This is a genomic window from Aminobacter sp. DSM 101952 (assembly GCF_001424795.1).
Taxonomy (GTDB): domain Bacteria; phylum Pseudomonadota; class Alphaproteobacteria; order Rhizobiales; family Rhizobiaceae; genus Aminobacter; species Aminobacter aganoensis.
The window spans coordinates 32,099-57,465 of record NZ_LMCL01000006.1 but is presented as its reverse complement, the minus strand read 5'-3'; the positions used below and the strand labels follow the sequence as shown (position 1 = coordinate 57,465).

Here is a 25,367-nt window from a genome sequence, read left to right as displayed (position 1 = left end):
TTAATGGTCGCGAACAGCAAGGCGAAACTATACGATTGTCTGATCGTGGGAGGAGGCCCTGCTGGTTTGCTTGCTGCCACCTACCTCGGACGATTTCGGCGAAAGGTGCTTGTGATCGATTCTGGTCAAAGTCGTGCAAAGCTCATTCCCCTGACCCGCAATTGTCCCGGTTTTCCTGATGGCATCTCTGGCCCAGCTCTGCTGGGCCGGCTGCGGAGGCAGGCGAGCCGCTACAACGTTCGGTTTCTCGAAGGATATGTCACTCAGCTGTTCTGCAGTCGAGGCACATTCTCCGCGAAGCCCACGAACGTTCGGGCCCGCGCTATACTGATCGCAACCGGAGTGGTCGATGTCCTCCCCGATATTCCTGAGCTGGATATGTTGATCACGCGGGGCCGCATCAGGATATGTCCAGTGTGCGATGCTTTCGAAACAATCGACAGATCGCTTGCTGTAATCGGACCTTCAGCCAATGCAGTAGCCAAAGCAGAATTCCTGCAACCGTACACGCGGAAGATTTCGATCCTGGCGACAGGAACTCTTGATAATGAGGGTCGTGCTGCCGCTGCAGGACTTGACATTGCTGTTGCCAATCCCGCTTCGATCCGTGCTACCGACGACGGGGTGTCAGTACGCCTCATCGGGGGCGAAAGGCGCGTTTTCGACGCTATCTATCCCGCCATGGGAGCCACGATAAATTCTCGCGTCGCTGCTGACTTAGGTGCCGAATGCGACGAACTTGGAAATCTTGTCACCGACGCTCGACAACGGACGGCTGTTCCCGGAATGTATGCCGCTGGAGATGTCGTCAACGAACTTAATCAGCTGTCAGTTGCGTTCGGACATGCCGCAATCGCCGCAAGCGACATCCACCGCTACCTGGATCGTCCAGTCCTATGATGAGGCCGACGATATCGTTCAGTGCCTGACGGCCTGAGCGATATTCCCATGCACGCCGTCGGCATGGCAGATATTACGATCTGTCAGTGGGCGGCAAATCGATCCGACGTGTGGTCGAGCAATTTCTCGCGTCAAGACCGGGCCGGTAAATCATTCCATAATAATTGGGATTTTTTTGCCTTTGGTGGAATTTCATTCCATTTTAATAGACAAGTCTGCATCGGCATGCCATATCATGTCCAAAATACGACATGCTATCGTGAATGCGTAATTGCGTCACCTAGCTCAAATGACCGTCGTTCCACGCTGATTGCTTCAGCACAAGCTAACAAAGGAGAGTGTCCCGCTCCCGGAGCCGGGCCCAACGGAATATGGCAACAACTGAGAGCGACCCAACGGTCAAGATCAGTATCAAAGATGTCTTCAAGATTTTCGGCGACCAACCGGAGAGAGCCCTGGAGCTGCTGAAGGCAGGCAGGACAAAGCCGGAAATCCATGCTGCGACCGGCTGCACGATCGCCGTCAACGATGCATCCTTCGACATCAGCGCCGGCGAAATCTTCGTCATCATGGGCCTGTCGGGGTCCGGCAAATCCACCATGCTGCGCCTCATCAACCGGCTGATCGAACCGACCAGCGGTGCAATCGAGATCGCAGGCCGCGACGTGGCGCAGATGTCGCGCAGCGAGCTGGTCGCGCTCCGCCGCAACGACGTCAGCATGGTTTTCCAGTCCTTCGCGCTGCTGCCCAACCGCAGCGTCATCGACAATGCCGCCTTCGGGCTTGAAATCGCCGGCATGGAAGAGGCCGAGCGAAAGCGGCGCGCCCGAACCGTCCTGCAAGCCGTGGGTCTGGAAGGCTATGACGACAGCCGTCCCGATCAGCTTTCTGGCGGGATGAAACAGCGCGTTGGCCTTGCCCGCGCTCTGGCGGGAGAGCCGACCGTGCTCTTGATGGACGAGGCCTTTTCGGCGCTCGACCCCCTCATCCGGACGGAGATGCAGGACGAACTGGTCCGCCTCCAATCAGAGCACAGCCGCACCATCGTCTTCGTCAGCCACGACATCGACGAGGCCATGCGGATCGGCGACCGGATCTGCATCATGCAGAACGGCGAGGTCGTGCAGGTCGGCACGCCCGACGAGATCGTGCTCAAGCCCGCCAACGACTATGTGCGCTCCTTCTTCCGCAACGTCGACGTCTCGCAGGTCTTCCGCGCCGGCGACATCGCCCGCAAGACGCAGGTGACGATCATCGACCGGCAGGGCGTGTCTGCTGCCGCGGCGCTGGAACGCATGGAGCACTACGATCGCGACATCGCCATCATCCTCGGCCGTGACAAGACCTATCACGGCATGGTCAGCCGCAATTCGCTGATCGAAACCACGCGAGACGGTGCAAGCGATCCCTACCGGCGCGCCTTCCTGAAAGACATCGAGCCCATCCCGGCGGCGGAAAGCCTTTCGAACGTTCTCGGCAAGGTCGCGGCCAGCGCCTTTCCGGTTCCGGTGATCGACGAGGCGAACCGCTATCTCGGCTCGATCAGCAAATCCACGCTGCTCGAAACGCTCGACCGCACCGCCTGATCGAGCTCATTCGGAGACAATCCATGACTTTCGATATCGGCGACGGCGTCGACAGCGCCGTCAACTACATACTCGACAATTTCTCGCCGCTGCTGGATCTGATCGCGGCGGTCATCGGCGCGGTGACGAATGGCATTCAGACGGTCCTGCTTGCGACGCCGATGACGCTTGGCATCGCGATCTTCGTCTTGCTCTCGCTCTGGCGCGTCGGCTTCGGCTTTGCGCTCTTCACCGCCGCTTCCCTTTGGCTCGTCGATCATATGGGCCTGTGGTCCGCCATGATGGAGACGCTGTCGCTGGTGCTGGCCTCGACGCTCGTCGCCATGCTGATCGGCCTGCCGCTCGGCATCGCCATGGCGCGCAGCGACCGCGTGGCAGCGATCGTTCGTCCAATCCTCGACCTCATGCAGACCATGCCGGCCTTCGTCTACCTGATCCCCGCCGCCATGTTCTTCGGCCTAGGCGCGGTGCCGGGCACCATTGCGACCGTCATTTTCTCCATGCCTCCGGTCGTTCGCCTGACCAACCTCGGCATCAGGCAGGTGCATGTCGAATTCATCGAGGCGGGCAACGCCTTCGGCTGCACGGCCTCCCAACTGCTCTTCAAGGTGCAGCTCCCCAATGCGCTGCCCTCCATCATGACCGGCATCAACCAGACGATAATGCTGTCGCTGTCGATGGTGGTGATCGCCTCGATGATCGGCGCGGGCGGCATCGGCAACACGGTGCTCACCGGCATCCAGCGCCTCGATGTCGGCACCGGATTCGAGGGCGGAATCGCGGTCGTCATTCTCGCGGTGATCCTCGACCGGATCACCCAGAGCCTCGGAAAGGAACGCGCCGGTTTCTGCCGCCTTCTTTTCCGCCGTCAGGCGCAGCTGCCCACTGCCTCAGCCGTCACGGCCTGAGGCGCGCCCGCTGTGCTGAAAGAAGGCGGTGTCCAGTCCGCCGAATGCGAACCTCAAAAAAGGAGCAAAAATGTTCAAGACACTCGCTACCATGGGCTTGGCAGCCGGGATTATTGCCGGCTCCTTCGTCTCGGCGCTGGCTGAAGACAAGGCGCCGGTGAAGCTCGGCTGGGCGGCCTGGTCAGACGCCGAATTCGTGACAAAGCTTGCCGCCAAGCTCATCAAGGACAAACTCGGCCACGAGGTCGAACTGGTTCAGACCGACGTGGCGCCGCTCTATCAGGGCGTCAGCCGCGGCGACATCGACGCCATGATGATGGCCTGGCTGCCGGAGACCCACGCCGACTACTTCGCCAAGGTGAAGGACAAGGTAACGACGCTGGGTACCGTCTATGATGGCGCAAAGCTCGGCTGGGTGGTGCCCAAATACGTGCCCGAGGACGCCATCGCCTCCATCGAGGACCTCAAGAAGTCCGATGTGAAGGAGAAGCTGAAGGGCCGTGTCGAGGGTATCGATCCCGGCGCCGGCCTTATCCGCCTTTCCGAGCAGGCGCTCAAGGACTACGCGCTGGACGGCTACAAGCTGCAGATCTCCAGTGAAGCCGGCATGCTGACCACCATCGACCGGGCGGTGCGCAAGCAGGAATGGTTCGTCGCCACGTCGTGGAGCCCGCACTGGATGTTCGGCAAGTACGAACTTCGTTACATCGACGACTCCAAGGGCTCGCTTGGCAAGGCGGAGCATGTCGATGTCATCGCCCGCAAGGATTTCCCGACGGACAATCCTGAAGTCGCGGCCTTCCTGTCGCGCATCAAGCTGCCGATCGGAGACCTCGAGGCGGCAATGTTCGACGCGCAGGAGACCTCCTATGAAAAGGCGGTCGACAAGTACATCGCTGACCATCCCGACCAGGTCAAAGCGTGGCTCGCCGCCGACGAAGGCTGACATCGCGCATTGCTATAATCTTTGGTCCTCGCGAGAACGCTCGCGAGGACTTCCCATCGCCGATGAGGGAACGCACATGTCCAGAGACCACTCCATTTCCATGCTCCTCGCGCCCGAGATTGCCGACGACACGCTTGGCGGCCGGATATCGCTGGCACGAGACTCCCGCGGTCTGTCAATTGCAGAAGCTTCCGCGGTTACGGGAGTGATGGCAGAGACGTGGAACAACTGGGAAAATGATCGAGCGGAGCCACGCTCCGATCGTCTCGGCATGCTCGCTGGTGTTCTGCAGATTAGTATTACTTGGCTGATTCACGGGCAGGGCAAGGGTCCAAACCAGATCTAGTAGAAATTGTCGAACCGCGACGTGTTCAGATATGTAACCTTGGGCGTTGGCCCAGCCACGGTCGTAGGATTGGCGCTTCCGCTCTCTGACGATGTCCGAGCGGTGCAGAATGTTGAGTTCTAGGCTAAATCTTCGGTCGTGACGTCGCACTTCAAGCTACAACCCACCGATCTACATGGGTTGTCACGGCAACTTAAAGATGAGACAAACAGTAAACTTAGAAACACGACACCATACTATCGTTTAAGCCTGCATCTGCAAACAAAATATTTGCGTAATACGCAGACATAAGCTGCCGGCCGGGTGGAGCTGGTTAGCGTTGCGGAGCCCGACCGGGGGCGATCCAGTCAAACTCCACTGGGCTTTAGCTTTCTCATCCTGATTGCGGTATGGACGGGCGGGCTCCCGAGGAGACCCATGGAGGTAGGTAGTGGTTTTTTCGCAGGACCAGTTCTTTCAAGCTTTTGCGTCTAGGCAAATCCCAAGAATTAGAATTGCGGGAATCGTCGTGGAGCAGAGTGCGGTTTTGGTCCAAAGACCCGCCGATGATCCGACATCATGCTACGCGTTTATCGGCGGAGAGTATGAGGTTGGAGATACCTTCGAGACCCGACTGAGGAAGGAGTTCGAGGAGGAGACCAATGCGAGAGTGGTCGAAGCTCACTACCTGTTCTGTGTCGAGAACCATTTTCGATACAATGAGAACCTAGTTCAGCAGGCGGAGCACTATTTCCTTGTTAGCTTGGATCGATTTGATGTCGAAAGCCGAGAAAACCACCTGAGACAGGATTGGCTACCCCTTTCGCTGTTCGGTCAAGCCGATGTGCGACCCATCGCCGTCCGCGACGCTGTCGCCGACGGTAGTTATTTGAGTAAACGACACATCGTTCAGATGGCCAATTAATCGATTGCGACCATGGCGCCACTGCTCATTCCGCTGCAGCCAGACGTGATACCGTCAGACCATGGTTCGACGCCAGCTTCTCGGCCGCTAGGGTCGGGCCGATATCGACATATTGGTCACGCACCAGGTCGAGCGCAGCGTTCCGAAAATCCTCGGTATGACGTCGATTGCTTGGCCGGCCGCGCCGCTTCGAGGCCAGGCCGCCGGCGCCGTCCTGATCATAGCTCTGTAGCAGACGGTGCACCTGACTTCGGCTGAGATTCAACAGCTCAGCCGCCTGAACGACACTCAGTCGCCGATCGCGGACTTTCTGGATGGCTTCGAGGCGGTGCAGTTCTTCTTGCGACAAGGTGATGAGACAAGGCATGACGGCTCCAGGCTGAAGCCATCAACCTTCCTTTCCAGCTTCGGGTTGGCGAGCGTCGGAGCTGTGAAAGTCGGGTCGCATCTCTAAATTGCTCAACTGTCGCATCTCTATATAGCCGCTACAGACATTTGCCGCATAAGTTATGTTATGGAACTATTCCGTTGCCACTCGCCGAACATGGGCTATCAGTCAGGCAAGGCTTGCCGGTGAGGCCAAAGCTCAGGCATTTGCCGGGTTGACCGATTCTTTATGCGTAGCACACCGCCTCGCCACCGAGCTTCGTGTTCAACGCCCGTCGCAGATTTCCGCAGTGATTTTGTTTTGGCGCGCTCACCGCTCCTCTCACTGGGCGCCAGTGAACGATGCTGCAAAGGACTGGCTGCGAGGCTGGAACCGTAGGCGCCACCACTCGTTACTCCTTCATCTATCACCAGGATGACAGGCAAGCAGGCATGGGCGTGTTGATCGGAATTCTAATTACTTTCCTTGTAGTTGTTCTGGTTCTTTGGCTAGTCAATCGGCTGCCGTTGGACGGCCGCACTAAGCAGATAGCTCAGGTCATCGTCATAATCATTGGCATCGTGTCCCTCCTCAGGCACCTCGCCGTTTTCTAAACGTTGCAAAGCCCAAGATGAAAGGCTCCCCTATGGCCACCGGTAATCCTTCAGACAACACAAACAAGGCAAACCAGCATGAGGCGCAGGAAGCTTTGGAAAAGCAGGTAGCTCAGATGAGGCGCGAGATCGCCAAGATCAATCGGGTCTTGACAGAACGAGCCGAGGAAGCCGCCGCATCTGCGGCCGGATGGCTAGATAGTGCGAGCGATCGCGCATCCAAAGCGACCCAGGCCCTCCGGAGCCAGGCTCAGACTGTCTCCGAAACCGTGCGGACAAACCCCGGCACTATCTCATCAGCGATGATAGTTGGCGGCGTGGTTGGGTTCGTGCTGGGTTGTATTCTCACACAGGGATCAGACCAACGACGCCATTGGTACTGATGCTGAGAACGGCAGCCCGGCCCAAAGCATTGGCGGCGGAGCACCGAGGGCGGCCGTCATGATACGGCAGGTAGCTTCGAACGTTAGCTCGAAAAAAATTGAGGCCGCACTAGCACCCGATATAGCGATCTAAACGATGAAAGCTTCACAATTTTCGTTAGTTAGGCGGGTTAGTCTGGGATTCCTGCCGCACCCGTTTGCGGGTTCCGGTTCCTTGTCCGAAGGAACGTTTGGGGTCACCCCTTCCCTGTTCACCGTGTCTGCGAATGCGCTCATCGCTGTTGCTGGTTATCACACGCGTGGCCGAGAACCAGGGCAGATATCACAACTGCAACTCTGACGCATCTCATGGTTCAACACCTCCTGAAGGATAATCATCAGGAAGGGAAATATGTTCATTCTTCTTAGGGCGATGACACGGACGGAACAAGCACCGCGCTCAACGATTTACGATGGTGCTCGGTAGGGTCGCGCAACCGCAGCATCCTGTCACCTTAAGCGAGACAAATTCGTGACAACCGAACCGGCGGTGAAGTTGAAGAACCGAAGTCGGCATCGAGATCTGGCGATAGTTATCGCCATGCCTCTGGCATTCTTGGTCATCGGATACGGCTTGCGATACGGCGCATACTCGTTTGGTCACACGCCTTCCTTCGCAGACTATCTGCAGTCTCTTTGTCGGTGGGACTGCTCTTGGTACGTGCGAATAGCAACAGACGGCTATGACGGTTACCCTACCGCCAACCAGACTAATGTGGGACGCTGGGCTTTCTTTCCCCTCTATCCGCTCATGGTGAGAACCGTTGGAACCGTGTTCCAGCTGGAAATACTTTCGGCGGCAGTCCTGACATCAACAGTCCTTGCCTGCGCCGCCTGTCTGGTTGCCTGGCCGCTTCTCGGCAAAGATTCCAGGGCTTATGCACTTCTGTGTGCCTATGTACTTAGCGGGCCGCTTTCGTTTCATTTCACGAGCGTCCTCACCGAACCTCTTTTTCTACTTCTGACGTCTTGTGTCCTTCTAGCTCTGAAGCGCAGCAATTATCTGGCTGCGGGTGCCTTTTCCGCCCTGTTGTCTGCGACGCGATTGGTTGGTGTGTTCATTGTGCTCGCCTCGCTTCTGAAGATCTATCAAGACTACCGGTTGCAAAGACCGGGAAAGCCATTTGCGTACTGGATTCTTGGCAAACCCCAGATTCTGGTCGCCATCTTAATTTCACCGGCCGGCTTGTTTGCCTATATGCTCTACCTTCGGGTTACCGTCGGCGACGGCCTCGCTTTCGGCCATGTGCAGCGAGCTTTCGGGAGGGTCGCGGGCAATCCCATTCTGTTCTTGTGGGAAGGCCTTTCTGCTGTCCCGGCAGAAGGGTGGATACCTAGCCCTCCGCAATGGAGCGCCCTTGTCGCGGTTGGTGGGCTCTTCATGTGCGTATTACTTGCCTGGCGTCGACAATATGGGGCTGCACTGTTCTGCACGTTATGCATCGTCCTTCCACTCTTCACCAATCTCGCGTCGATCGTCCGATATGTGGGAGGACTAGCGCCCATCTTGCTGCTTGGTGCGCAAATATTGTCAATCAGGACGGATGTCTTCATCGTCGTGCTGCTGCTGTTGCTGGCGAGCTGCTATCTGGTCACCCAGGCGTGGATAGGGGGCCATCTTGCGTTGGTCTGAACAATTCGTCAGTCCGAGTTTGATGGGAGCAGCAACATATGCGCTTGCCATCTCGCTGGCAGTCGTAGAGGCAGGCATCCTCGCCGCGGCACTCCTACCCAACGTAGATAGCGACTATCGCGCCTTTTACATCGACGGCACGACAACTTGTCTGAACAGAGGGGTTTCCGCCGACTATTCGATTGGGGAGATCGTTTCGTTTCGTCGTGATGGTGCCAAGCGCGCGAAAGATTTCAAGGTGTGCGGCTGGTCAGGACCAGCGGGTGACGGGACACACTCACTTGGCGAAAGTTCCCGATTGCGCGTCAGGCTCACGAATGCCAGGTCCCCTATCAGGGCAACCCTTGAAATCGCCCCCGTCCTGCGTCCTCCCCAAGACCGACAGCGGGTGTTTTTCTCGATCAACGGCATACCAACTCACGCCACCACCTTGATCGGCCCCGACATAAGGTCGGTTTCATTGGACGTGCCGGATTCTGCTCTCGTTAAAGGTCCGACCCTCGAGCTTGACCTGAGCTATCCTGACGCCATTCCTCCGACGAGATCTGCGAGTGCGATCTACAAACGAGCGATCAAGCTGACTTCATTTCGCCTGGACTTCGCTAGTCTCGGTCAACAAATACCCACCGGCTCAATACCACCCAATTGATCGCCGGGACGGTTGCGGAGACAGTGATGATCGACAAGACCTCATTCATTCCGAACCCCTGAACCAGAACAAAGGGAATGAGACTGGCGATAGCGAAGCCTATGGCGGTGGCGATCACGAAGCGCGGACCTTCGCGCGTGTGTCGGCCTCTAGACATGAAGGTCACCGTCTTGTGTGCGAAGTAGGAATAGATAGCGGCGCATCCATATGCGAGCAGTGACGCGGCAATTGCCGAGAGATCTTGAACGCCGGCAAAAATAAACGCCAGACCGGCGTAGACCAAGGTGGCGGAGATGCCAACGGCGCCAAATTTCGCCATGGGGCTTGCTGCTGTGCGCACCAGGGCGCCCTTCAAACGCGGCCGCTACAGGCATATTGCGCGCCGAGAGGAAAGGCTGCCAGCGCCGTTTCCAGCCGGGATGCAAGAGGTCTATCGCTGGGGAATAGCAAAAAATGCTGTGTCGTGATCTCTGAAAGCCCCGCATCGCGAAACAGTGCCTTGGCCTTGCGCGCGTTAAGAAGCACGGCATCTTCGTCGAATGGGCAACGCAGCACGGCGAGACGGGTCAAGGGATTGTAGGGGTTATGCTCGATCAGACACGCTATGCCGCCTGGCCGCACGACCCGCCGCATCTCATCGATGAACGACGCCCAGGTTTCTGGCTGCACGTGGTGCAGCACACAGCTCGCAAAGGCAAAATCAAACGACCCGTCTGCGTATGGCAGGCGAGCCGGCATGCAGAGGTCATAAGCGTTATGTGGATGATCTTTACGGGCGCGGTCAATCGAGGCTTCCGAAAGGTCGCAGCCATGCAAACTGTCAAAGACATGCGTCAGGTGGGAATGGAGCGCTCCCACTCCGCACCCGATGTCGAGCGCGCCTAGAGGCTTGCCGGTCGCCCTCAAGCCGCGCACGTCGACCTCTCGCGCGAGGAGTCTGGCCTTGGCTACCAGAAAGAAGTCATGACCCAGGCCCGAAAAGCTGATTGAACGGGCGACAACTTCTCCATACCGCGGGCCGTATCGATCAAAGAGCTCGGCCATCAACCAGTTCTCCGGCTGACTACCGCGCCGAGACCAGCCTCCTTGCCCGTAGGATGCATGTCGCCAAAACTTGTCGTCTTGGAAACCACATAAAGCGGCCGCCGCTTAACCTCGGAGTATATTCCACCGACGTAAAGCCCGACCACGCCGGTCATGAAGAGGTTGATACCGCACAGGAAGGAGACGACCACGATCGTCGAAGTCCAACCCTGAGCGATTCCCGCTTCGAGGGCCCACGCCAGCATGGCGTAGACGCCGTACCCCAGCGCCAGAAGCGACACAGTCAACCCACCCCATAAGGCCATGCGCAGAGGGGTGTCAGAGAAGCTTACGATCCCATGGACAGCCAGATGCGCCATCTTCCAGAACGGGTATTTGGTCTCGCCACGGGCTCTCGGTGGGCGCTCGAAGGAGACGGCGGTCTGCTTGAACCCCATCCAGGCAAACATCCCCCGTACGAACCGGTCATGCTCGGGCATGTCCCGGAATGTCTCAAGCGCCTTGCGGCCAACCAGTCGAAAGTCGCCGACGTCGCGAGGAATGTCGATCTTGGTGACCCTTGCAAGGAGCCAGTAAAAGAGACTGGCGGTCGAGCGCTTGAACCAGGTTTCGCCATCGCGGCGAACGCGGCGTGCATAGACGATCTCGTAACCGTCGCGCCACTTCGCGATCAGTTCGAGCACTACCTCTGGAGGATCTTGGAGATCAGCATCCATTACGATGACTGCTTCCCCGGCGGCAGCGTCCATACCGGCGGTAATTGCCATCTGATGACCAAAGTTGCGCGACAATTCCACCAATCTGAATCGGGCATCACCGGCACCAAGCCGACCCAGGCAATCGACGCTCCCATCGGTGCTGCCGTCGTCTATGAAGATTGCTTCGGCATCACCATCCAGGCGGACAAACAAATCCTTCATCCGGTCTACAAGGAGCGGCAGAACCTCTTCTTCGTTGTAAACCGGTATTACAAACGAATAGCGCGGTGCCTTGCGCCTTTGACGCACCAATCCAATGGCATCGTTTCGCATGAAACTCACAATCGCGCAGGTGGCAGAAGGTTCCCAATGTCATGGAGAAATAGTTATGCGGGATCTTGACTTGGCCACGAACAATCCCATGAACCTCCGCTGCCAAGAGATAGCCAGGCCAGAATGCAAGTGTTTGGCAGGAATGGACCCGTACGTACCCCTCAAGATCCGTGGTCAAGAACGACAAAAGGACAATGCTCTTAGGGGTTCGCAATTCTGCTGCTGTAAGCGTGTCTTGAAGGATTAAGCCGGGTTGCCTCAAAGCCTGTCCGTTTCAGATATGGAACCAGCTTTGGCCATTCATCGTTGCCGATAGGGCTATCTGAAAGGCTGGTTTGTGGCGACGATGTTTGCTCTAGCTTTGACATCAACTCTCTACCTGCTCTGGACTTTTGTTCAAGCAGCCTTGAGAGGAGTGCGCCGGCACGATGCTAAGGAGACCCGAGTAGCAGCCTTGGGGGCGGCGATCGGTATCGCGAGCTTGGTGACTATCGCTGCGATAGCATCGTCCAATCTTTGTGTCCCCAAATGCCGACCGCTTGCTGAACTCGCAATGCTCTTGAACTAGATCCGTCTCTTGCCAGGGCTGAGTTCTCCAATGGGCTTGCTCAGATAGGGCGAGTTGGCAAACCCGAAGCGCCAAGCTTTGTCAGTTGCTCTCGAAATGCCGATCCGAACGCCAGATGCGACAGGCATGTCCGAGACGGAAGGCTCGAAAGCAAAACGCTCGTCAAAGAGGGAGATCCCGTCATAGGAAGCGTCGACCCCCAGAGCCTGGCAGAGACGCCCTGGTCCGGAGCAAAGCAGGTGAAGTTGGGTCACGTTGCGGCGTTCAACCATGCGATTGACGCCATAAAGTGGTTCAAGGGCACGTAGCAAAACGGCACTGCCGCGCTGGCAAACGAAATTCAGGCACCAATGGAGCCCGTAAGACCGATACACGTAAGCATGTCCAGGGGGGCCGAACATAGCCGCATTCCGACGCGTTTCGCCGCCAAAACTGTGCGAGGCTGGATCATCTGCGGAGTAGGCCTCTGTTTCAACTATCATGCCTCCCACACCTTCAATGCAGAACCGAGATCCAATGAGTGCAAGCGCAACGGCGTCAGGCGCGCGATCCCAGAAGTACGTGGACTGGACGAAACTTGAAATAACGGACCTCCATAGCGGTATTTTGGGGACGCCACGCTCTACGACCTATTCACAAGTATGTTTGCTTCCTCGGCAGCATCTGAGAACGCCTTTCTTGCCTCGCTCGGCGCAACGTTGCCCATTCTCGCTTCATCCAAGAGGCGGCAGGCATTTCGTAAAATTGCTCCCGGCGCTCGCGGCCACTTCTCATGCCGAATACAATAGATGGCCTCCATGACCGTGGTGACCTTCCTTGAAGTTCCCGGCTTGCCCAGGGCGACCACTACGGGCTGATCGAATTCGACACGCATCAGGAAACAACCAGTACCCTGCCCATAGGTTCCGGCCAGATATTTTTGGTGCAATAACGGAAAAAACCCCACCAACGCTGGCTCATAGCCCGCACCGTGTGGAGGCCTGCTTGGAAATATCCTTGTCCTCGAACCCAAAGATGGCCCAGGCAGAAAATCGGCAGTTGGGGTCGAGATTAATTGATGCAACAGCCCGAAAACTGGCCGGAGAATTTGTTGAGAAATTTACATCAGAAGTAGCCTCAAGGCGTCTGGTGAGTTTATCCGCGATTACCAGGCAGATTGTCGCGATGAGCCACGCACCATTGACTAGCTCGGGAGGCGCCGAGGACGACAACCGCTATGGACGCCGCCGCGTGTTATGCCACTCTCCAAGCCTTGCCACCAAGTCGCGAATTCAAGGAGAACCAAATTGTCCCCCAACGACCTTCCCGTTAGTCGCTTCCCCGTTCCCAGTCTCGCCGATATGCCAATTGACATACGGGAGCGTATCGCGGCGGTGCAAGAAAAGTCAGGCTTCATCCCCAATGTATTTCTGGTACTGGCCAACCGACCAAAGGAGTTTCGGGCCTTTTTCGCTTACCATGATGCGTTGATGGACAAGCCCGGCAACCTTACGAAGGCCGAACGTGAGATGATCGTTGTGGCTACGTCCAGTTTGAACCAATGCCAATACTGCGTGGTCGCCCATGGTGCTATTCTGCGCATCCGGGCAAAGAACCCACTGATTGCTGACCAAGTTGCAACTAACTACCGTAAGGCCGACGTCACTAAAAGACAGAAGGCGATGCTCGACTTTGCCACAATGGTGAGCCAGTCCGCGCAACTGGTCGGCGATGCTGATTTTGAGAAACTTAAAGAGCATGGCTTCAACGAGGAAGATGCCTGGGACATAGCCGCGATTGCCGCCTTCTTCGGTCTCTCAAACCGTCTGGCGAATGTCACCAGCTTGCGACCGAACCGAGAGTTCTACTCAATGGGACGTGACTAGCGGACCCGTTGCGACAGGCTCGCACCAAGTCCGGAGGCGTGGCGAGTCGACTTAAGGCTTGAACTGAACCGCTTGATGGCGAGGATTTCAAGCGCAGTGAAATCAGGATTCGTCCAGCGTTTTCGCATTACCCAAGGCCCGCTCGACGCTAACCGAGCGGCGCATTGGATTAGATCACCAGCAGTCGCCTATGGGGACAGCGTGACTCCGGTTACCTTGGTTGCATCATCGTCATCGGTGGTAATTGAAACCTTGGCACCGGGAACTATGCCTGATGGTATGGCAACATCGGGGGGCACGGTAAAACTACTTCCGTCCTCCAAGGTGATAACCTTTGTTTCCGGGATGAATTCGCTCACTACACCGTCTTTTGTGGTGGCGAACGCGGCGCTGTTCATGAGGGCTAAGGCACCGAGTGCCATGCAAATTTTCCTCATCATTTTCTCCTTCGCTGAACCCGCCCAGTGTCATCAACGCCAGAGGAACTTCATGGTTGCAAAAAGCCTGTCCTGCCAACGACGCAACATGACCACCGCTGGGAACGTCCATTCGCTTCACCACCCAAGCGGGTATCAATATTGCACCGTTGGAAAAGTTGGTTCGACCTCGGAACTCCTCGTTTCAAGACACGTTGCGGCTCCATGTTCGTTCTTTAAAAGGACCTGGAAATGCACGATGTGATCGACAGCAGTAACGTCATCGGCACAAAGGTTTACGATCTGCCTGGCGTCCGGATCGGCTCGGTTGAGAGCTTGGTGTTGACCCGAACTGGAGGCCGCGTGTTCACGTGGTCCTCATTTTTGGAGGCTTCCTTGGCTTGGCAGACGAACACTATCCTGTGCCTTGGGCCAAGCTGTCTTATGACGAAAAAGTAGCTGGCTTCAAACTCGACATCACAAAAGAGCAACTTGAAAAAGCCCCTCGATACATCTCAGCCAGTGAATTCGATTGGTCCGAACGCAACACTCGACAGATATATGGATATTACGGAGCGCAACCCGATTGGTGAAAACTTGCCCTAGGTTCAGGCAACTAGCATGAGCTTAGTAATGTGCTCGGCTACGAGCGAGTGGGCCGCTCGCAAGCGTCAGCTCATCTCAGTTTGCAGGAAGATTTGTTCCAAGTCTTAGCCGAACCGCCCTACAGCGCGCCCTTGACGTTCTCAAACTCGACATTCGTCGCCACCGTCGATCCCCTGCTAGTTGGCCGGACACAACAAGGGGCCTGGATACGAATACAACCACCTGAACGCTGCGGGGTCGGGATAGCAGCTAAATGGCAAGAATCCCTTACAAAGAAGCCCTCACTCGCACATTCGTCGGCCGGTGACATGCGCCGCATCGCTTCACGACCCGTCCTCGCGTCAAGCACCATTCCTGCAAATGGGAACCGTCCAGTCTTCCGTGCATTTGAATGTCGTGGACAAGACTTCTACGATAGACCCGGTGGGGTCACCGAGCGGATGGACCATCAAGCTGGGAGATTCACCAGTAGTTGGAACTGCTATTCACAGCGGTTCGGAGGTGAGAGAAGCTTACCAATCGCTGATGTCGCTTGCCGATGCCGACCGGCTGAGGGAGGAAGATCCCTTTACCGACCTCTTTATCCTAGATTTTCCCACCCAGATCGTCGTTCATCAGTCGCGGTTCCAGGTAGACCTGAACCGCGCGCGGGAGGCTGCGATTTATCTGTCGCCAGACCAATCCTGGGGCCTGAATGTCTGGCGGAAGAAACCTTCTCTTGCGCTGATAAGCGATGTTCATGCCTTTCATGATGCTTACTACTGCGCTTTGAAGCGCGCATTGATGGATGTAGAGGAACGTTTTGGCAGATTCGTTCTGGTCGATGTCCACAGCTACAATCATCGCCGAAATGGGCCGGACGCGCAGGCTGCACCGCAAGAGGAAGCGCCTGACATCAACATCGGAACTTTCTCGATGGACCGGAAGCGCTGGGCGCCAATACTTGATCCCTTCATCGAGACCTTGCGGGGCCATCGCCTCAACGGAGAGCGGATAGACGTTCGCGAGAATGTGTCGTTTCAGGGCAAAGGCGAGCAAGCGCGCTTCGTGCACGCCAATTTTCCTCAAACCGGATGCGCGATTGCGGTCGAGTTCAAGAAAATCTTCATGGATGAGTGGAGTGGTAAGCCTGACCAAGCAATTTTGGGCAAATTACGCGCCATGCTTGCGTCGACAGTGCCGGTCTTAGAGGCGGCTCTGCGAGGGATGGAATGAATCCAAAGCTGGCCGCTCCAGACCCTACGCTAGCACCAGTAGAAGCCGATATCGACGCCCTGCTCAAACAGGGCAGGCCAATACGCCATGAATTTGCCGATGGCGGCCGGTTACACATAGATCGGCCTTTGCCCTTTCTATGCGTCTATATAGGATCAGACCACACAGCTGCGTTCGATGCCGCCTCTGCCAACGCCTCTTATTTGATCGCCCCCCATCCCAGGCTCGCTAGTCAAGTGGCTCGATTGGTTGCGATGAAAATGTTTCGACAGTGCGGAGCATTCCTGATCATCGACATCGGAGAGTTGAGCATAGACAGGTTCCTGACTGACGATGCTCCTTTTCTCCCACCATTCGAAATTGCTCTGGCAACCGGTAATACCGCTCAGGAAAAGGCTGCACTCAAACGTTTTGCTGCTGCGGCTGCTGAGCGAGAGGTAAAATATCGGACGCCGCGTGTCTGCGACCTCAACCTAGCCGAATGGCAAGGGCCGCAGCTTTCTGACGTTCTCGGAAAGATACCATGTCTCATCGTCCGCTTTGCGCCGATCTACCGGATGACCGGCGACAATGGCGTCTACCCGGCTTTGCGCGATCTTGTTGTGAGCAACATTGTGGATTCCACGCTGCAGGCAGTAAGCGCTTTCCTCGAGGCGTCGAAGCTGCCCTCCCCGACTACCCATCGTTCGCTGGGACGGCGTGTGTTTATCGAGGCAGTCGCGCGAGCCGATCGCGACATTGATAAGGTAGCGTCTGCCTTCGACTTTCTGCTTGCGGTGACGCCAATCAATTCCGAGCAGGGGTATCTGGAGTTTGAGGCAAACGGATTCCAACGGATGCCGACCCTACTCTATCGGCCGCTCCCCTTCGACGTCTCCGCAGAGAAGCGAAAACTCTACTCGGTTTCGCTCGATCATCTCGAGGATCCCCTTCTTGCCGGACTTCTTTCCGAAAAACAGCAAGAACTTGATCTCCAATTGTCGATGCTCGCGTCCCGCGAAACCTCACGCTTTGCTGAATTGGGACGTGCCCTCTATGGAAACGTCGAGCCCGACCTGGCCGTAAGGGCAGGAAGAATTCTCAACAACGTGGCTGTCGCCAAGCGGAAGGCAGGAGCAAAAAGTCTCAGCGCAGATGCCGTCGCTGCAGCAGCGCGAGAAATGATTGCTCGATACAGCGCTGCCTGCCCCGATTTCAAGGCGTCCGTGGAAATTCGCGCGGATTTGCCAGCTGGTCTCTTGGTATCTCGAAACCGGCTTCTGGTGTCGCGGAATACTTCTGTCCCGCCCGAGCGTCTGATGGCGCTGTTAAGTCACGAGATCGGCGTTCATTTGCTCACCTATTTTAACGGGGAGACGCAGGGACTTTCCATGCTCCGTAACGGCCTGGCGGGTTATGAGGGCATGCAGGAAGGGCTCGCTGTGTTGGCGGAATATCTCGTCGGTGGCATGACAGCAACGCGGCTGAGGCTGATTGCGGCAAGGGTTCTCGCCTGCCAAGCAATGCTCGATGGCGCTACGTTCGAAGAAACTTTCAGGATACTCAAAGACGATTTCAGTTTCGATTGCCCCGCCGCCTACAACGTGGTGTTGCGTGTGTTCCGAGGTGGTGGCCTTGCCAAAGACGCCATCTATTTGCGCGGCGTACTACAAGTCCTCCATCACCTTAGGAACGGTGGCAGCCTAACGCCTTTTTGGGTAGGCAAAATCTCGGCCGCCCATTTCGGCGCGATTGAAGAGCTCCGCACCAGAGGCTTGCTTCGTGCACCTCGATTTGAACCTGCATTCCTGTCGTCTCAAGTGGCGCGGCCGCGCCTTAAGAAGGCGATGGCTGGGATGGATCCAATCGACATGATTTCGACATGACAGGAGCTCCAATGCGCATTGCCTTCTTTGTCAATTCCGTTGAGAGAGAAACTGCCGGTTACACGACGACAACGCTTGCGCTGACCGCAAGTCAACGCGGGCATTCGGTTATCTATGTCGAACCGGGTGACTTCATTTTGCGTCCAGACGATAGCTTAGCCGTAAGCGGTGTGGTTCTGCCAAGTGCGTCCTACAGGACCTCCGATAAGCTTTATGCCGCCTTGCAGGGGGCGAGCGCCCAGAAGAAGATCTTCGCTGTAGGCGACATCGACATTCTGTTTCTACGAAACGACCCGTCACTCGACGCGAGCGAACGACCATGGGCCGCCAATGCGGGCATTATGTTTGGGCGACTTGCCGCGCAACACGGAGTAATGGTGGTCAATGATCCTGACGGGCTCGCTCAGGCACAGAACAAGCTTTACCTCCAGGCATTCCCTGCCCTTGTCAGGCCCGCCACGCTGATCTCCCGCAGCATTGCTGAAATTCGCGCGTTCATAGACGATCAGCCCAAAGGGTGCATCGTCAAACCGCTTCAGGGATCCGGTGGCAAGAATGTCTTCCATATTGCGACCCCGGACGATTCAAATCTGAACCAGATTTTCGAGGCGGCGAGCGGAGATGGTTATCTGATCGCGCAGACTTACATTCCCGAGGCCAAAGCTGGTGACGTGCGCCTGTTTTTGCTTAACGGCCGGCCACTTGAGCGAGATGGCAGCTATGCCGCTTTCCGCCGGGTTCCAGCAAAGGGGGATGTCCGATCCAACATCCATGCAGCTGGAACTGCGCGCAAGGTTAAGGTGACCAACCAAATGCTGGCTCTGGCCGAGACCGTGCGCCCAAAACTGGTGCAGGATGGCATGTTTCTCGTCGGGCTGGATATCGTCGGTGACAAACTCCTCGAGATCAATGTTTTTACACCAGGCGGTCTGACGAGGCTCGCAGCGATGTACAAGGCAGATTTTAGTGCATCTGTCATCGACATACTGGAAGAGAAACTGGCACTGCGCCAAGCGTATGGAATGGCCATTTCGAACGCCCGCTTGTCCACGCTATAAATCTGGTGCGCGATCTTAGGTCGACTGCGCGGCCAGCGGCCTCAACGCCCACAGAGCGAAAAACTGTTCTTGAGCGTTTGGGTTAGCTCACGAGGGCGGCATGATTGTCTGCCAAGACACCGATGAGCCCGCCTCCCTGCGGATGCTGTCAATCACGCAGGAGCAGCGATGCGGAAACCTTTGCGCTCTAGACCAACAGCTTCCCCTCGGCGCGACGTAAGGGAACCGATTTGGTCCACGTCGATTGTTACACTGCAACCAACGAGAGGCTATTGAGATGATTTTCCGAAGCACCCTTGCCACAGCGATCTTGTTTGCCGGTACCGTTTTCGCTGCCGCCCAAACAGTCGTTGTTACCCCGGAACAGGAAGTCGTGGTCCGCGAGTATGTGAAAACGAATCCGGTGGTTGTTGAACGTCCGTCCAACTTTGAACTGGTAGTTGGAGCCATTGTACCTGACATTCTCAAGCCCGGCGCACTTGCCGAAAACACAATGCCAAATCAGTATCAGTATGTCGTCATGGACGGTCGGACTGTGCTGATCGATCCCCAGACTCGCAAGGTAGTCTATATTATGGACTAACCAGCCAAGCGGGTAGGTACCTCGCGAGAGCAGGGCCTCCGCTACAGTGCATGACCTAAAAGGTGCCTGCTTCGCGGCAGGCGCCTACTTTTTGAACTAACGGGCTGGGAACAGAAGCATGCTGCCGAAGCCGCTCGTGAAACGATACTCTCTATATGAAATTTCATTTAGGTTGGAGTAAAATGGTGCACGCTCAGAAGGCGCGGAACGCAAAGCGTCCGCTCGCACCAATGACCTGGCAGGATTGGTATTACTGGACAGTGGTCGTCGCCGCCATCGCGATGATTTTGTGGCTTGTGATCTCGTAGAGATTTCGGGTGATCGGTGATTGGGGTATAGGGGTCATTAGCGAGATGCCAATGAGCGAGCGCACGTACGTACAGACAAGTCCGTGATACTGCAGGTGGCCCCAGCCTCAACGACGGCTATCATTATTCGCGTGCCGACCCTGACAGCGCTTGTCGTTCATGAGACTGACGTTACTGTCGCTGTCGAGGAGGTGTGTTCTGCACAGGGCGAAGGGCGCATTGGGACTTCTCGGCAACATCTTAGCCACGACTAGCTCCTTCGGTATTGTCTTGTTCCACGCCACATTTGAGCATCAGGGTCTCTGAGCAGTCCCGTCTTTTGGGAATCCGATACAGCTCTGCCCTTTTTCGTCCGACCGGACCCTCTCATGCCACTGGATCAGTCGGTCGAAACTCCTATCTGATGCGGAATGACCTTACGACCGAAGACACAGACCCCAATAAAGCTTGTGGGAGAATGGGTTCTGCCTACGGCGGCCACACTCGGGTCGGCAGTGCGCGCTAGAGGCATTCTTCTTGAAGTACGGGCCCGCTTACCGCTGGCGGCACGAAAGTTCCTTCATGTGCAGAGTGGGCAATTGGTCCTTCTCGTCCCGGAGGAAAGCGATGGTGACTGGCTCGACGTAATTAAGGTCATTGCTGGTACGCTGCGGGCCGTCGAAGACCTACCCGTCATTCCTAGAGAAGTCGAAGATATCCTGACGATAAGTGCGGCCGAACGACATCGCTGGCTGAAAGATGGTCGCTTACAGAGCGCCGGCACCAGGACAGTTAAGCTGCAAGGTCGCGCGCGGAAAATCACCTTCCACGTGTTCGATCCGCGGCAAATCGAGGACGTGCTCGATCGCGACTTAGTTTCCGTGTGGCGAGAGAAGGATGCCACTACCGCTTCCGAAAACCGACGTCGTGCCGCAGGAAAGGCTGCGCTTACGCGAGCCCGCAAACGCGCGGCGGCTTTCGCCATGAAGACACCAGAAGCTAGGTTGTCGAAGCTGGAAGGTTGGGATGACTTCGACCTTGATGGATTGCTTAGATAACGGTGATGGAAATCCGGCAAATGGAAACGGGTAATTTCCCACCAGCCTCAAGGCGGGAGACAGTGCCTTGGCGCAGATGGATGTGGTCACCGTTCGTGCCTTGCGTCAGGCCGGCTTGCTTGCGGGCCCGGCGCAGGATAGCGCCAAGTTGTTTTTCGCTGCGGGCAATCTGATCAGCCATGTTGACCTCCACAAACAAGTAACGAGTTCACGTATAAAGGTTCAATATACGATTTTGCGTATTGAATAGAAAAATACGCTTTTGCGTATTACGCGAACGCATACGCAAACCCGTATGAGAAATACTTCCATGGAGCCGTGACGCGCCGATTGGCTGGCGCAAGACTTAGAAAGCAAAGCACCCTGATGGCCAACCAATCTGCCCGGCTCTCTTCCCACGTCTGGACAAGGGTCTGAACCTGCCAATGAGGGGTAGACCGCGTCGGACTACCCTTTGCGTCAACCACGAGAATAGCGGGCTTGCGAGACGGCAAGCCGCCCTGCCCACTTCCATCGGCATGCTGGAGCCGTCCGATTATAACAGCACCAGCCTCAGCATAGCTTCCCCTGAGTGAGTCGGACTGCTCACAGAGACCATTTTCGCTGACGAGTTGTCGGGAAGTGTCAGCAATCTTTTCCACGTTTCGCGTTCGTGCGGGACAATGCCCTCATTAGCTGAGGAGGCATTGATGAACAGGTTTGACATTTCGTTGTTCGGTTTTCGTCTGATTGCCAGAGGGCACGTTGGGATTGCGGGCGCATTGCTTGTGGTAGCGATGCTGGTTGGCCTCGCAGTTGCCTCTTCATTAATTGCACTGCTGGCCGATGGGGTTGCGGTCTTACCACCGACCACTCGAACAGTGCAGTTGCCGCAGTTGGAACAAGGCTTCTCCAGATAGATGGAGAAGCCTCCAAGACAGCGAGACCTATGCTTTATCACGAAAGCCGGCGGTAGCAGGGGACTGGGCGACCCCCAAAGAGACCTCAGTGCCACAACGACGCAACCTTCTTCGTTCGCGTGCAGTGGTGCCAGTCGCGCCGAGGGCCTACATCGACGTGGACAATGCCCGTGCTGCAGTAGGTTCCGACGCCGCCTATTCCATTCAGCCCCCGAGCGTAGCGGGCAATCTGGCCAGGTTTGATACCAATAATCCTGATATCGGCGGCCTTGCACTTCGCGTGCATGGAGCGACCCGACCTCGGACGATAGCCTGAAGTCACCACAGGCCGCTTTCCAAATCTTCGGTGCAAGCTTGCCAGCACAGCAATAAGTTGAGCTGGAAAACAGTTGCTTCTGACATTGTTGCTCTGCTTGGTGTAGGCGACCTCAAGTTTACTCTCGAAATCGGGGGTAAGGCCCTGAAGGCCGCTTGGATGGTGAGCCTCAGGGCTCTGGCTTGCGTACAGCGAGGCGACGGACAGTCCGCAGATCATGATGCCAGTAGCAAAGGTTGAAGTTGCCGACATAGGCATGGGGAAACTCCATATTGAGTTGCCATTCCCAAATGCCGCAAGTCAGGAAGCACCCTCATTAGTTGCATCGATTTGGGCTCAATTGTGGCAAGCGAGGAATTGAACGCCTCCTATCTTTTCCGCGAAGGCCCGCCCTCGATTCGCTTGGCATATCTCACGCAAACTCCCTGTCGGGCCCGCGTGTTGCCGCATGTGCCCTTTGGTCTGAGAGGCGACCGGGACCGGGACCGAAGGTCTTCGAGCACGTCCATGTGATGGAGCGACCCGCCCCACGCTCTGAAGATTGAGGCCTGCCGTCCCTCCCCGCAGGCCTCTCTTCCTGCGGCGCATCGGCGCGCGGTCCCAAACCTCCGCTTCCAGGCCAGTCCTTAGATCTCCGATACCGCGGAAGCTTCTGTTGACCGTAGGTGCCTTACCTTTACTCGCAGCACAACCGAGCCGGGACAGCGCCTTGTCGCCGGAACTGCCTTGCGACCCAAGTTTCGGCATGCGGGAATTCGCGTCACCCAGGTGCTGGCACGGCGCTTTTAAACGATACCTACAAGGCCCATTCGCTCGGCGGCGGCGAATAGTCGACAGCGGTGCCACGCCTCGCTCAACTGGATTGGGATGAAAGGCCTGTGGGTGCCGACAAAAAACTGCAGCATTGCCCGCCGTTCCTCGCAGTTCTGCCGCCGCAGCCGTTCAGTTCGAGCTATCAAGGCGTAGAAAACCAAGCTCGAGGTCGGCGTCCCGCTTGATGAGGGCGCGGGCGCCGGCGAGCTCTGAGGCCTTTTCATCGATTATTGAGTTGGTAGCCGCTTTCAGTTCAACCCGCCGGCTCGTTCGAGTTCCCGCCTGGCAATGGCTTGAAATTCCTGCGTTGCCTCGGGCAATGCGGAATCGATCAGGTATCTGAGCATCGGCCAGTTCGCGGCCTGGGCCTCGGCCTCGTTGAGCTTGTCGATCATGGCAATGATGCGGGCCAGATCGGTAGGTTCGTCGCTCATCTCAGACCTCTCCCCGCCGCCTGCGTGACTGGCTCGTCGGTCTACACCGGTGATGTCCGGGGCATCCGCGCTGATGGTCATCCGGCTATTTCCCAGGCGTTGGTCGACCGTGACTTCAATCGTTATCGTATCCCCGACGCGGATGTCTCGCGGTTTCTCAGCCATCACCCCAAACGCCTTACGCCCCGCCTCGCCAGCAATGACATCTTCGCTGTCGGCGCGGCTGCCCGCCCCGGTCGACCGACCTCGGCACCGTGGTGCACGAGAAGGCCGCCGCCCTGTTCGAAAAGCGCGTCTACATGGCCGCTGAAGAGGGTGCCGAAGTACTTACGACCCCGGCCGCAAAGGCGCGCTGTTGCCCTCCATCGTCGTCGATCGCGTGCCGCACACCTCGGAGCTGGTCATGGAAGAGACCTTCGGCCCGACAATGACGACGCGCTGATCGCTCTCTCCAACTCCACCGCTTCGGCCTGCTGTCAGGCGTCTGCACCAACGACTTCCGCCGCATGCAGAAATACATCGCCGGCCTGCAGTTCGGCACCGTGAACATCTGGGAAGTTCCCGGATACCGCATCGAGATGTCGCCTTTCGGCGGCATCAAGGACAGCGGCAACGGCATAAGGAAGGCGTCATCGAAGCCATGAAAAGCTTCACCAACGTCAAGGCATTCTCATTGCCCTGGTAAGTTTCAACTCGCTCGCCGCTTGGAACAGCGCAGTATATCACGGGCCTGGTAAGTAGAGAACGCGGGACATCTTGCTGCCTTGAGACACCCCGGGACGCTAGCCGACGACAAGCCAATCGCCACGCATTGGAAAAGACGCCCGCCACATCGTGGCGGGCGTCTTTTCATTTTCAGAAGCGAGTACTGCTACGCTGGCGGCAGACTGTCTTCTTCTTCATCGTCCGCCGCTGGATCGGAAGTATCGTCTTCGTCGCCTTCCGGCTCGTCCGGAGCGACGTCCTCATCCGCATCGTCATCGTCCAACTCCGGTCGCGAAGGATCATCGGCCGGCATGTCATCGGGACGAAACCTCCGCGGTTCGTCCGGATCGTCCTGCAACGGTTCACGTCCTTGCTGTGAGGTCATCTTGTTTTCCTTCGAGATGGAAGTGGCTACTTGCGATTGCCGCGGCCGCTGTCGCTCCCGCCGGTTCGCTTGTCGTCCTCTTTCCCTTTGCCGCTGGACGACGACCCGGTGCCGCTCGACTTCTGCTTTTCGTCCTTACCGTCGTTTTTGTGGCTCTGCTCTCCGGCCTTGCGATGCTGCTCGCTGCTGCCGCCTTGGGTACCTTGATTGGCCATGACATTTGGTCCTTTAAGTTCCAGTGTCGGCGGGTTTGCCGACGCCTGCGAACCAACCTGTTTGCCAATCAAAGGTTCCAACCCAAAGAAAAACGTGATCGATGGCATTGCTCTAGGTACGTCTTTTTACATAGCAGTACGTCTTTTTACATAGATACCCGCGGAATATGCTTTTGTTATTTGCAATCCGTGATGTGTTGATATTTGTAGATTCTAGCAGTACGATTAATTATCAACGGCAACTAACAAGGGCATCGTCGGCTGTAAGCGTTCACCATGTTCCCGCTCCAGACAACATGGAAGAGGAAGCCATGGCGCTTTCAGTCTCAGCTTTCGAATTCGATATAGCGAAAAGCATCATTGTCGAAGCGGCCACCTCAAATCCCGACAAAGACACTTCCTGGCTGCGTAGCCAGGCACAGATGACCTTGGAAGTGATGTGTTCCGGGGCGAAGGTGACTGAGGAACAGATCTACGCTTTAACCACAGCTGCAATTAAAGCCAGGGGCCGCACCACCGCTACGTTGGTTTGTTTTGGCGTTCTTAGCTAGAAATCGAGCTTCTCTTACGAGAGCCGGCCACTCATGCCCGAGATCCGCAACCAGCCTCCGGCTTGGTCGGGCATAGGATCCCCAGTTCTGCTGCTGTTGGGAACATGGGATTGGCGTGGCTAGCCGCAGACTTGTCCCAGAGCTATCCGGCAACCGTTTCACCGCTTCCGCTTTTAGG

General features: G+C 56.7%; 27 protein-coding genes and 2 pseudogenes. 19 read left to right on the top strand and 10 right to left on the bottom strand.

The features are described 5' to 3' along the window. Nucleotides 1-3 precede the first annotated feature (3 nt). The 6 genes from ASC75_RS25310 (at nucleotide 4) to ASC75_RS07520 (ending at nucleotide 5,590) form a co-directional block, all read left to right on the top strand. Nucleotides 4-900 (top strand): NAD(P)/FAD-dependent oxidoreductase, encoded by an 897-nt coding sequence (locus ASC75_RS25310; protein ID WP_082496445.1) that lies wholly within the window; start codon nucleotides 4-6, stop codon nucleotides 898-900. A gap of 371 nt (nucleotides 901-1,271) precedes the next feature. Next, entirely contained in the window at nucleotides 1,272-2,486 is a 1,215-nt protein-coding gene (gene proV, locus ASC75_RS07540) for a glycine betaine/L-proline ABC transporter ATP-binding protein ProV (RefSeq protein WP_055972508.1), read from the top strand. 23 nt (nucleotides 2,487-2,509) lie between these two features. Next, nucleotides 2,510-3,394 (top strand): proline/glycine betaine ABC transporter permease, encoded by an 885-nt coding sequence (locus tag ASC75_RS07535; protein WP_055972505.1) that lies wholly within the window; start codon nucleotides 2,510-2,512, stop codon nucleotides 3,392-3,394. A 70-nt stretch (nucleotides 3,395-3,464) separates the two neighbouring features. Next, complete coding sequence (locus ASC75_RS07530; protein WP_055972503.1) at nucleotides 3,465-4,340, top strand: glycine betaine ABC transporter substrate-binding protein; 876 nt, start codon at nucleotides 3,465-3,467, stop codon at nucleotides 4,338-4,340. 76 nt (nucleotides 4,341-4,416) lie between these two features. Continuing rightward, nucleotides 4,417-4,686, top strand: a complete 270-nt coding sequence (locus ASC75_RS07525; protein ID WP_244487778.1) for a helix-turn-helix domain-containing protein — start codon at nucleotides 4,417-4,419, stop codon at nucleotides 4,684-4,686. 430 nt (nucleotides 4,687-5,116) lie between these two features. Then, on the top strand, nucleotides 5,117-5,590 hold the full coding sequence (locus tag ASC75_RS07520; protein ID WP_082496444.1) for an NUDIX domain-containing protein: 474 nt from the start codon (nucleotides 5,117-5,119) through the stop codon (nucleotides 5,588-5,590). A 43-nt stretch (nucleotides 5,591-5,633) separates the two neighbouring features. On the opposite strand, the pseudogene ASC75_RS25305 reads toward ASC75_RS07520, so the two are convergent. Beyond that, nucleotides 5,634-5,957: pseudogene (locus ASC75_RS25305) on the bottom strand (helix-turn-helix domain-containing protein); the annotation flags it as partial. Nucleotides 5,958-6,409: 452 nt separating this feature from the next. Here ASC75_RS25305 and ASC75_RS26930 point away from each other — a divergent pair. Then, on the top strand, nucleotides 6,410-6,571 hold the full coding sequence (locus ASC75_RS26930; RefSeq protein WP_156381151.1) for a Thivi_2564 family membrane protein: 162 nt from the start codon (nucleotides 6,410-6,412) through the stop codon (nucleotides 6,569-6,571). Between the two features lie 894 nt (nucleotides 6,572-7,465). After that, nucleotides 7,466-8,626, top strand: coding sequence for a hypothetical protein (locus ASC75_RS07505; RefSeq protein ID WP_244487777.1), 1,161 nt, complete (start codon nucleotides 7,466-7,468; stop codon nucleotides 8,624-8,626). Nucleotides 8,627-9,228: 602 nt separating this feature from the next. Here the strand turns inward: ASC75_RS07505 and ASC75_RS07500 are convergent. The 4 genes from ASC75_RS07500 to ASC75_RS25295 all read right to left on the bottom strand — a co-directional run bounded on the left by ASC75_RS07500 (nucleotide 9,229) and on the right by ASC75_RS25295 (nucleotide 12,502). Further along, entirely contained in the window at nucleotides 9,229-9,594 is a 366-nt protein-coding gene (locus ASC75_RS07500) for a GtrA family protein (protein WP_055972489.1), read from the bottom strand. A gap of 32 nt (nucleotides 9,595-9,626) precedes the next feature. Further along, nucleotides 9,627-10,319 (bottom strand): class I SAM-dependent methyltransferase, encoded by a 693-nt coding sequence (locus ASC75_RS07495; RefSeq protein WP_055972486.1) that lies wholly within the window; start codon nucleotides 10,317-10,319, stop codon nucleotides 9,627-9,629. Continuing rightward, a complete protein-coding gene (locus ASC75_RS07490; protein ID WP_055972483.1) occupies nucleotides 10,319-11,350 on the bottom strand; it encodes a glycosyltransferase family 2 protein in 1,032 nt (343 codons plus the stop codon). Before ASC75_RS07490 ends, ASC75_RS07495 begins: the two co-directional genes overlap by 1 nt. 564 nt (nucleotides 11,351-11,914) lie before the next feature. Further along, nucleotides 11,915-12,502, bottom strand: a complete 588-nt coding sequence (locus ASC75_RS25295) for a DNA-3-methyladenine glycosylase (RefSeq protein WP_184117424.1) — start codon at nucleotides 12,500-12,502, stop codon at nucleotides 11,915-11,917. Nucleotides 12,503-13,204: 702 nt separating this feature from the next. On the opposite strand from ASC75_RS25295, the gene ASC75_RS07485 reads away from it, so the two are divergent. Next, nucleotides 13,205-13,783, top strand: coding sequence for a peroxidase-related enzyme (locus ASC75_RS07485; RefSeq protein ID WP_280137932.1), 579 nt, complete (start codon nucleotides 13,205-13,207; stop codon nucleotides 13,781-13,783). Between the two features lie 188 nt (nucleotides 13,784-13,971). On the opposite strand, the gene ASC75_RS07480 is transcribed toward ASC75_RS07485, so the two are convergent. Next, complete coding sequence (locus tag ASC75_RS07480) at nucleotides 13,972-14,205, bottom strand: DUF1344 domain-containing protein (RefSeq protein WP_244487776.1); 234 nt, start codon at nucleotides 14,203-14,205, stop codon at nucleotides 13,972-13,974. A gap of 246 nt (nucleotides 14,206-14,451) precedes the next feature. Here ASC75_RS07480 and ASC75_RS26675 point away from each other — a divergent pair, with 246 nt between their 5' ends. The 7 genes from ASC75_RS26675 (at nucleotide 14,452) to ASC75_RS07455 (ending at nucleotide 20,871) form a co-directional block, all read left to right on the top strand. Next, nucleotides 14,452-14,658: a PRC-barrel domain-containing protein gene (locus ASC75_RS26675; protein WP_244487775.1), complete on the top strand. Its 207-nt coding sequence runs from the start codon at nucleotides 14,452-14,454 to the stop codon at nucleotides 14,656-14,658. Beyond that, nucleotides 14,601-14,792 (top strand): hypothetical protein, encoded by a 192-nt coding sequence (locus ASC75_RS26670; RefSeq protein WP_244487785.1) that lies wholly within the window; start codon nucleotides 14,601-14,603, stop codon nucleotides 14,790-14,792. The genes ASC75_RS26675 and ASC75_RS26670 overlap by 58 nt, the downstream gene beginning before the upstream one ends. A 409-nt stretch (nucleotides 14,793-15,201) precedes the next feature. Next, nucleotides 15,202-16,020: an N-formylglutamate amidohydrolase gene (locus ASC75_RS07475; protein WP_055972681.1), complete on the top strand. Its 819-nt coding sequence runs from the start codon at nucleotides 15,202-15,204 to the stop codon at nucleotides 16,018-16,020. Next, a complete protein-coding gene (locus ASC75_RS07470; protein WP_055972477.1) occupies nucleotides 16,017-17,885 on the top strand; it encodes a flavohemoglobin expression-modulating QEGLA motif protein in 1,869 nt (622 codons plus the stop codon). The genes ASC75_RS07475 and ASC75_RS07470 overlap by 4 nt, the downstream gene beginning before the upstream one ends. A gap of 11 nt (nucleotides 17,886-17,896) precedes the next feature. Next, complete coding sequence (locus ASC75_RS07465; RefSeq protein WP_055972474.1) at nucleotides 17,897-18,943, top strand: glutathione synthetase; 1,047 nt, start codon at nucleotides 17,897-17,899, stop codon at nucleotides 18,941-18,943. 277 nt (nucleotides 18,944-19,220) lie between these two features. After that, nucleotides 19,221-19,526 carry a DUF1236 domain-containing protein gene (locus ASC75_RS07460; protein WP_055972471.1) on the top strand — a complete coding sequence of 102 codons (306 nt, stop codon included), beginning with the start codon at nucleotides 19,221-19,223 and terminating at the stop codon, nucleotides 19,524-19,526. Nucleotides 19,527-20,244: 718 nt separating this feature from the next. After that, on the top strand, nucleotides 20,245-20,871 hold the full coding sequence (locus ASC75_RS07455; RefSeq protein WP_055972468.1) for a hypothetical protein: 627 nt from the start codon (nucleotides 20,245-20,247) through the stop codon (nucleotides 20,869-20,871). On the opposite strand, the gene ASC75_RS07450 is transcribed toward ASC75_RS07455, so the two are convergent. Then, nucleotides 20,864-21,052 carry a helix-turn-helix transcriptional regulator gene (locus tag ASC75_RS07450; protein WP_156381149.1) on the bottom strand — a complete coding sequence of 63 codons (189 nt, stop codon included), beginning with the start codon at nucleotides 21,050-21,052 and terminating at the stop codon, nucleotides 20,864-20,866. The two genes, ASC75_RS07455 and ASC75_RS07450, sit on opposite strands and share 8 nt — an antisense overlap. Before the next feature lie 508 nt (nucleotides 21,053-21,560). On the opposite strand from ASC75_RS07450, the gene ASC75_RS07445 reads away from it, so the two are divergent. After that, nucleotides 21,561-21,770 carry a hypothetical protein gene (locus tag ASC75_RS07445; RefSeq protein ID WP_156381148.1) on the top strand — a complete coding sequence of 70 codons (210 nt, stop codon included), beginning with the start codon at nucleotides 21,561-21,563 and terminating at the stop codon, nucleotides 21,768-21,770. 1,377 nt (nucleotides 21,771-23,147) lie between these two features. Here ASC75_RS07445 and ASC75_RS07435 read toward each other — a convergent pair. Beyond that, nucleotides 23,148-23,498 (bottom strand): hypothetical protein, encoded by a 351-nt coding sequence (locus tag ASC75_RS07435; RefSeq protein ID WP_055972456.1) that lies wholly within the window; start codon nucleotides 23,496-23,498, stop codon nucleotides 23,148-23,150. A gap of 68 nt (nucleotides 23,499-23,566) precedes the next feature. Here ASC75_RS07435 and ASC75_RS25275 point away from each other — a divergent pair. After that, nucleotides 23,567-24,018 (top strand): annotated as a pseudogene (locus ASC75_RS25275) (aldehyde dehydrogenase family protein); the annotation flags it as partial. Between the two features lie 186 nt (nucleotides 24,019-24,204). On the opposite strand, the gene ASC75_RS25930 reads toward ASC75_RS25275, so the two are convergent. Together ASC75_RS25930 and ASC75_RS25925 are read right to left on the bottom strand one after the other, a co-directional pair. Beyond that, the gene (locus ASC75_RS25930) at nucleotides 24,205-24,423 is read right to left on the bottom strand and encodes a hypothetical protein (protein WP_156381146.1); all 219 of its coding nucleotides are present in this window, start codon (nucleotides 24,421-24,423) and stop codon (nucleotides 24,205-24,207) included. Nucleotides 24,424-24,449: 26 nt separating this feature from the next. Beyond that, nucleotides 24,450-24,746, bottom strand: coding sequence for a hypothetical protein (locus ASC75_RS25925; protein WP_156381145.1), 297 nt, complete (start codon nucleotides 24,744-24,746; stop codon nucleotides 24,450-24,452). Between the two features lie 203 nt (nucleotides 24,747-24,949). On the opposite strand from ASC75_RS25925, the gene ASC75_RS07420 reads away from it, so the two are divergent. Then, nucleotides 24,950-25,189: a hypothetical protein gene (locus ASC75_RS07420; RefSeq protein ID WP_156381144.1), complete on the top strand. Its 240-nt coding sequence runs from the start codon at nucleotides 24,950-24,952 to the stop codon at nucleotides 25,187-25,189. Nucleotides 25,190-25,367 lie beyond the last annotated feature (178 nt).

Bases quoted from the DNA above. Each gene is read 5' to 3' on its own strand.
- ASC75_RS25310 (WP_082496445.1), top strand. From the start codon at position 4: ATGGTCGCGAACAGCAAGGCGAAACTATACGATTGTCTGATCGTGGGA.
- proV (WP_055972508.1), top strand. From the start codon at position 1,272: ATGGCAACAACTGAGAGCGACCCAACGGTCAAGATCAGTATCAAAGAT.
- ASC75_RS07535 (WP_055972505.1), top strand. From the start codon at position 2,510: ATGACTTTCGATATCGGCGACGGCGTCGACAGCGCCGTCAACTACATA.
- ASC75_RS07530 (WP_055972503.1), top strand. From the start codon at position 3,465: ATGTTCAAGACACTCGCTACCATGGGCTTGGCAGCCGGGATTATTGCC.
- ASC75_RS07525 (WP_244487778.1), top strand. From the start codon at position 4,417: ATGTCCAGAGACCACTCCATTTCCATGCTCCTCGCGCCCGAGATTGCC.
- ASC75_RS26930 (WP_156381151.1), top strand. From the start codon at position 6,410: ATGGGCGTGTTGATCGGAATTCTAATTACTTTCCTTGTAGTTGTTCTG.
- ASC75_RS07500 (WP_055972489.1), bottom strand. From the start codon at position 9,594: ATGGCGAAATTTGGCGCCGTTGGCATCTCCGCCACCTTGGTCTACGCC.
- ASC75_RS07495 (WP_055972486.1), bottom strand. From the start codon at position 10,319: ATGGCCGAGCTCTTTGATCGATACGGCCCGCGGTATGGAGAAGTTGTC.
- ASC75_RS07490 (WP_055972483.1), bottom strand. From the start codon at position 11,350: ATGCGAAACGATGCCATTGGATTGGTGCGTCAAAGGCGCAAGGCACCG.
- ASC75_RS07480 (WP_244487776.1), bottom strand. From the start codon at position 14,205: ATGGCACTCGGTGCCTTAGCCCTCATGAACAGCGCCGCGTTCGCCACC.
- ASC75_RS26675 (WP_244487775.1), top strand. From the start codon at position 14,452: ATGCACGATGTGATCGACAGCAGTAACGTCATCGGCACAAAGGTTTAC.
- ASC75_RS07470 (WP_055972477.1), top strand. From the start codon at position 16,017: ATGAATCCAAAGCTGGCCGCTCCAGACCCTACGCTAGCACCAGTAGAA.
- ASC75_RS07465 (WP_055972474.1), top strand. From the start codon at position 17,897: ATGCGCATTGCCTTCTTTGTCAATTCCGTTGAGAGAGAAACTGCCGGT.
- ASC75_RS07460 (WP_055972471.1), top strand. From the start codon at position 19,221: ATGATTTTCCGAAGCACCCTTGCCACAGCGATCTTGTTTGCCGGTACC.
- ASC75_RS07455 (WP_055972468.1), top strand. From the start codon at position 20,245: ATGACCTTACGACCGAAGACACAGACCCCAATAAAGCTTGTGGGAGAA.
- ASC75_RS07450 (WP_156381149.1), bottom strand. From the start codon at position 21,052: ATGGCTGATCAGATTGCCCGCAGCGAAAAACAACTTGGCGCTATCCTG.
- ASC75_RS07445 (WP_156381148.1), top strand. From the start codon at position 21,561: ATGAACAGGTTTGACATTTCGTTGTTCGGTTTTCGTCTGATTGCCAGA.
- ASC75_RS07435 (WP_055972456.1), bottom strand. From the start codon at position 23,498: ATGGCTGAGAAACCGCGAGACATCCGCGTCGGGGATACGATAACGATT.
- ASC75_RS25930 (WP_156381146.1), bottom strand. From the start codon at position 24,423: ATGACCTCACAGCAAGGACGTGAACCGTTGCAGGACGATCCGGACGAA.
- ASC75_RS25925 (WP_156381145.1), bottom strand. From the start codon at position 24,746: ATGCCATCGATCACGTTTTTCTTTGGGTTGGAACCTTTGATTGGCAAA.
- ASC75_RS07420 (WP_156381144.1), top strand. From the start codon at position 24,950: ATGGCGCTTTCAGTCTCAGCTTTCGAATTCGATATAGCGAAAAGCATC.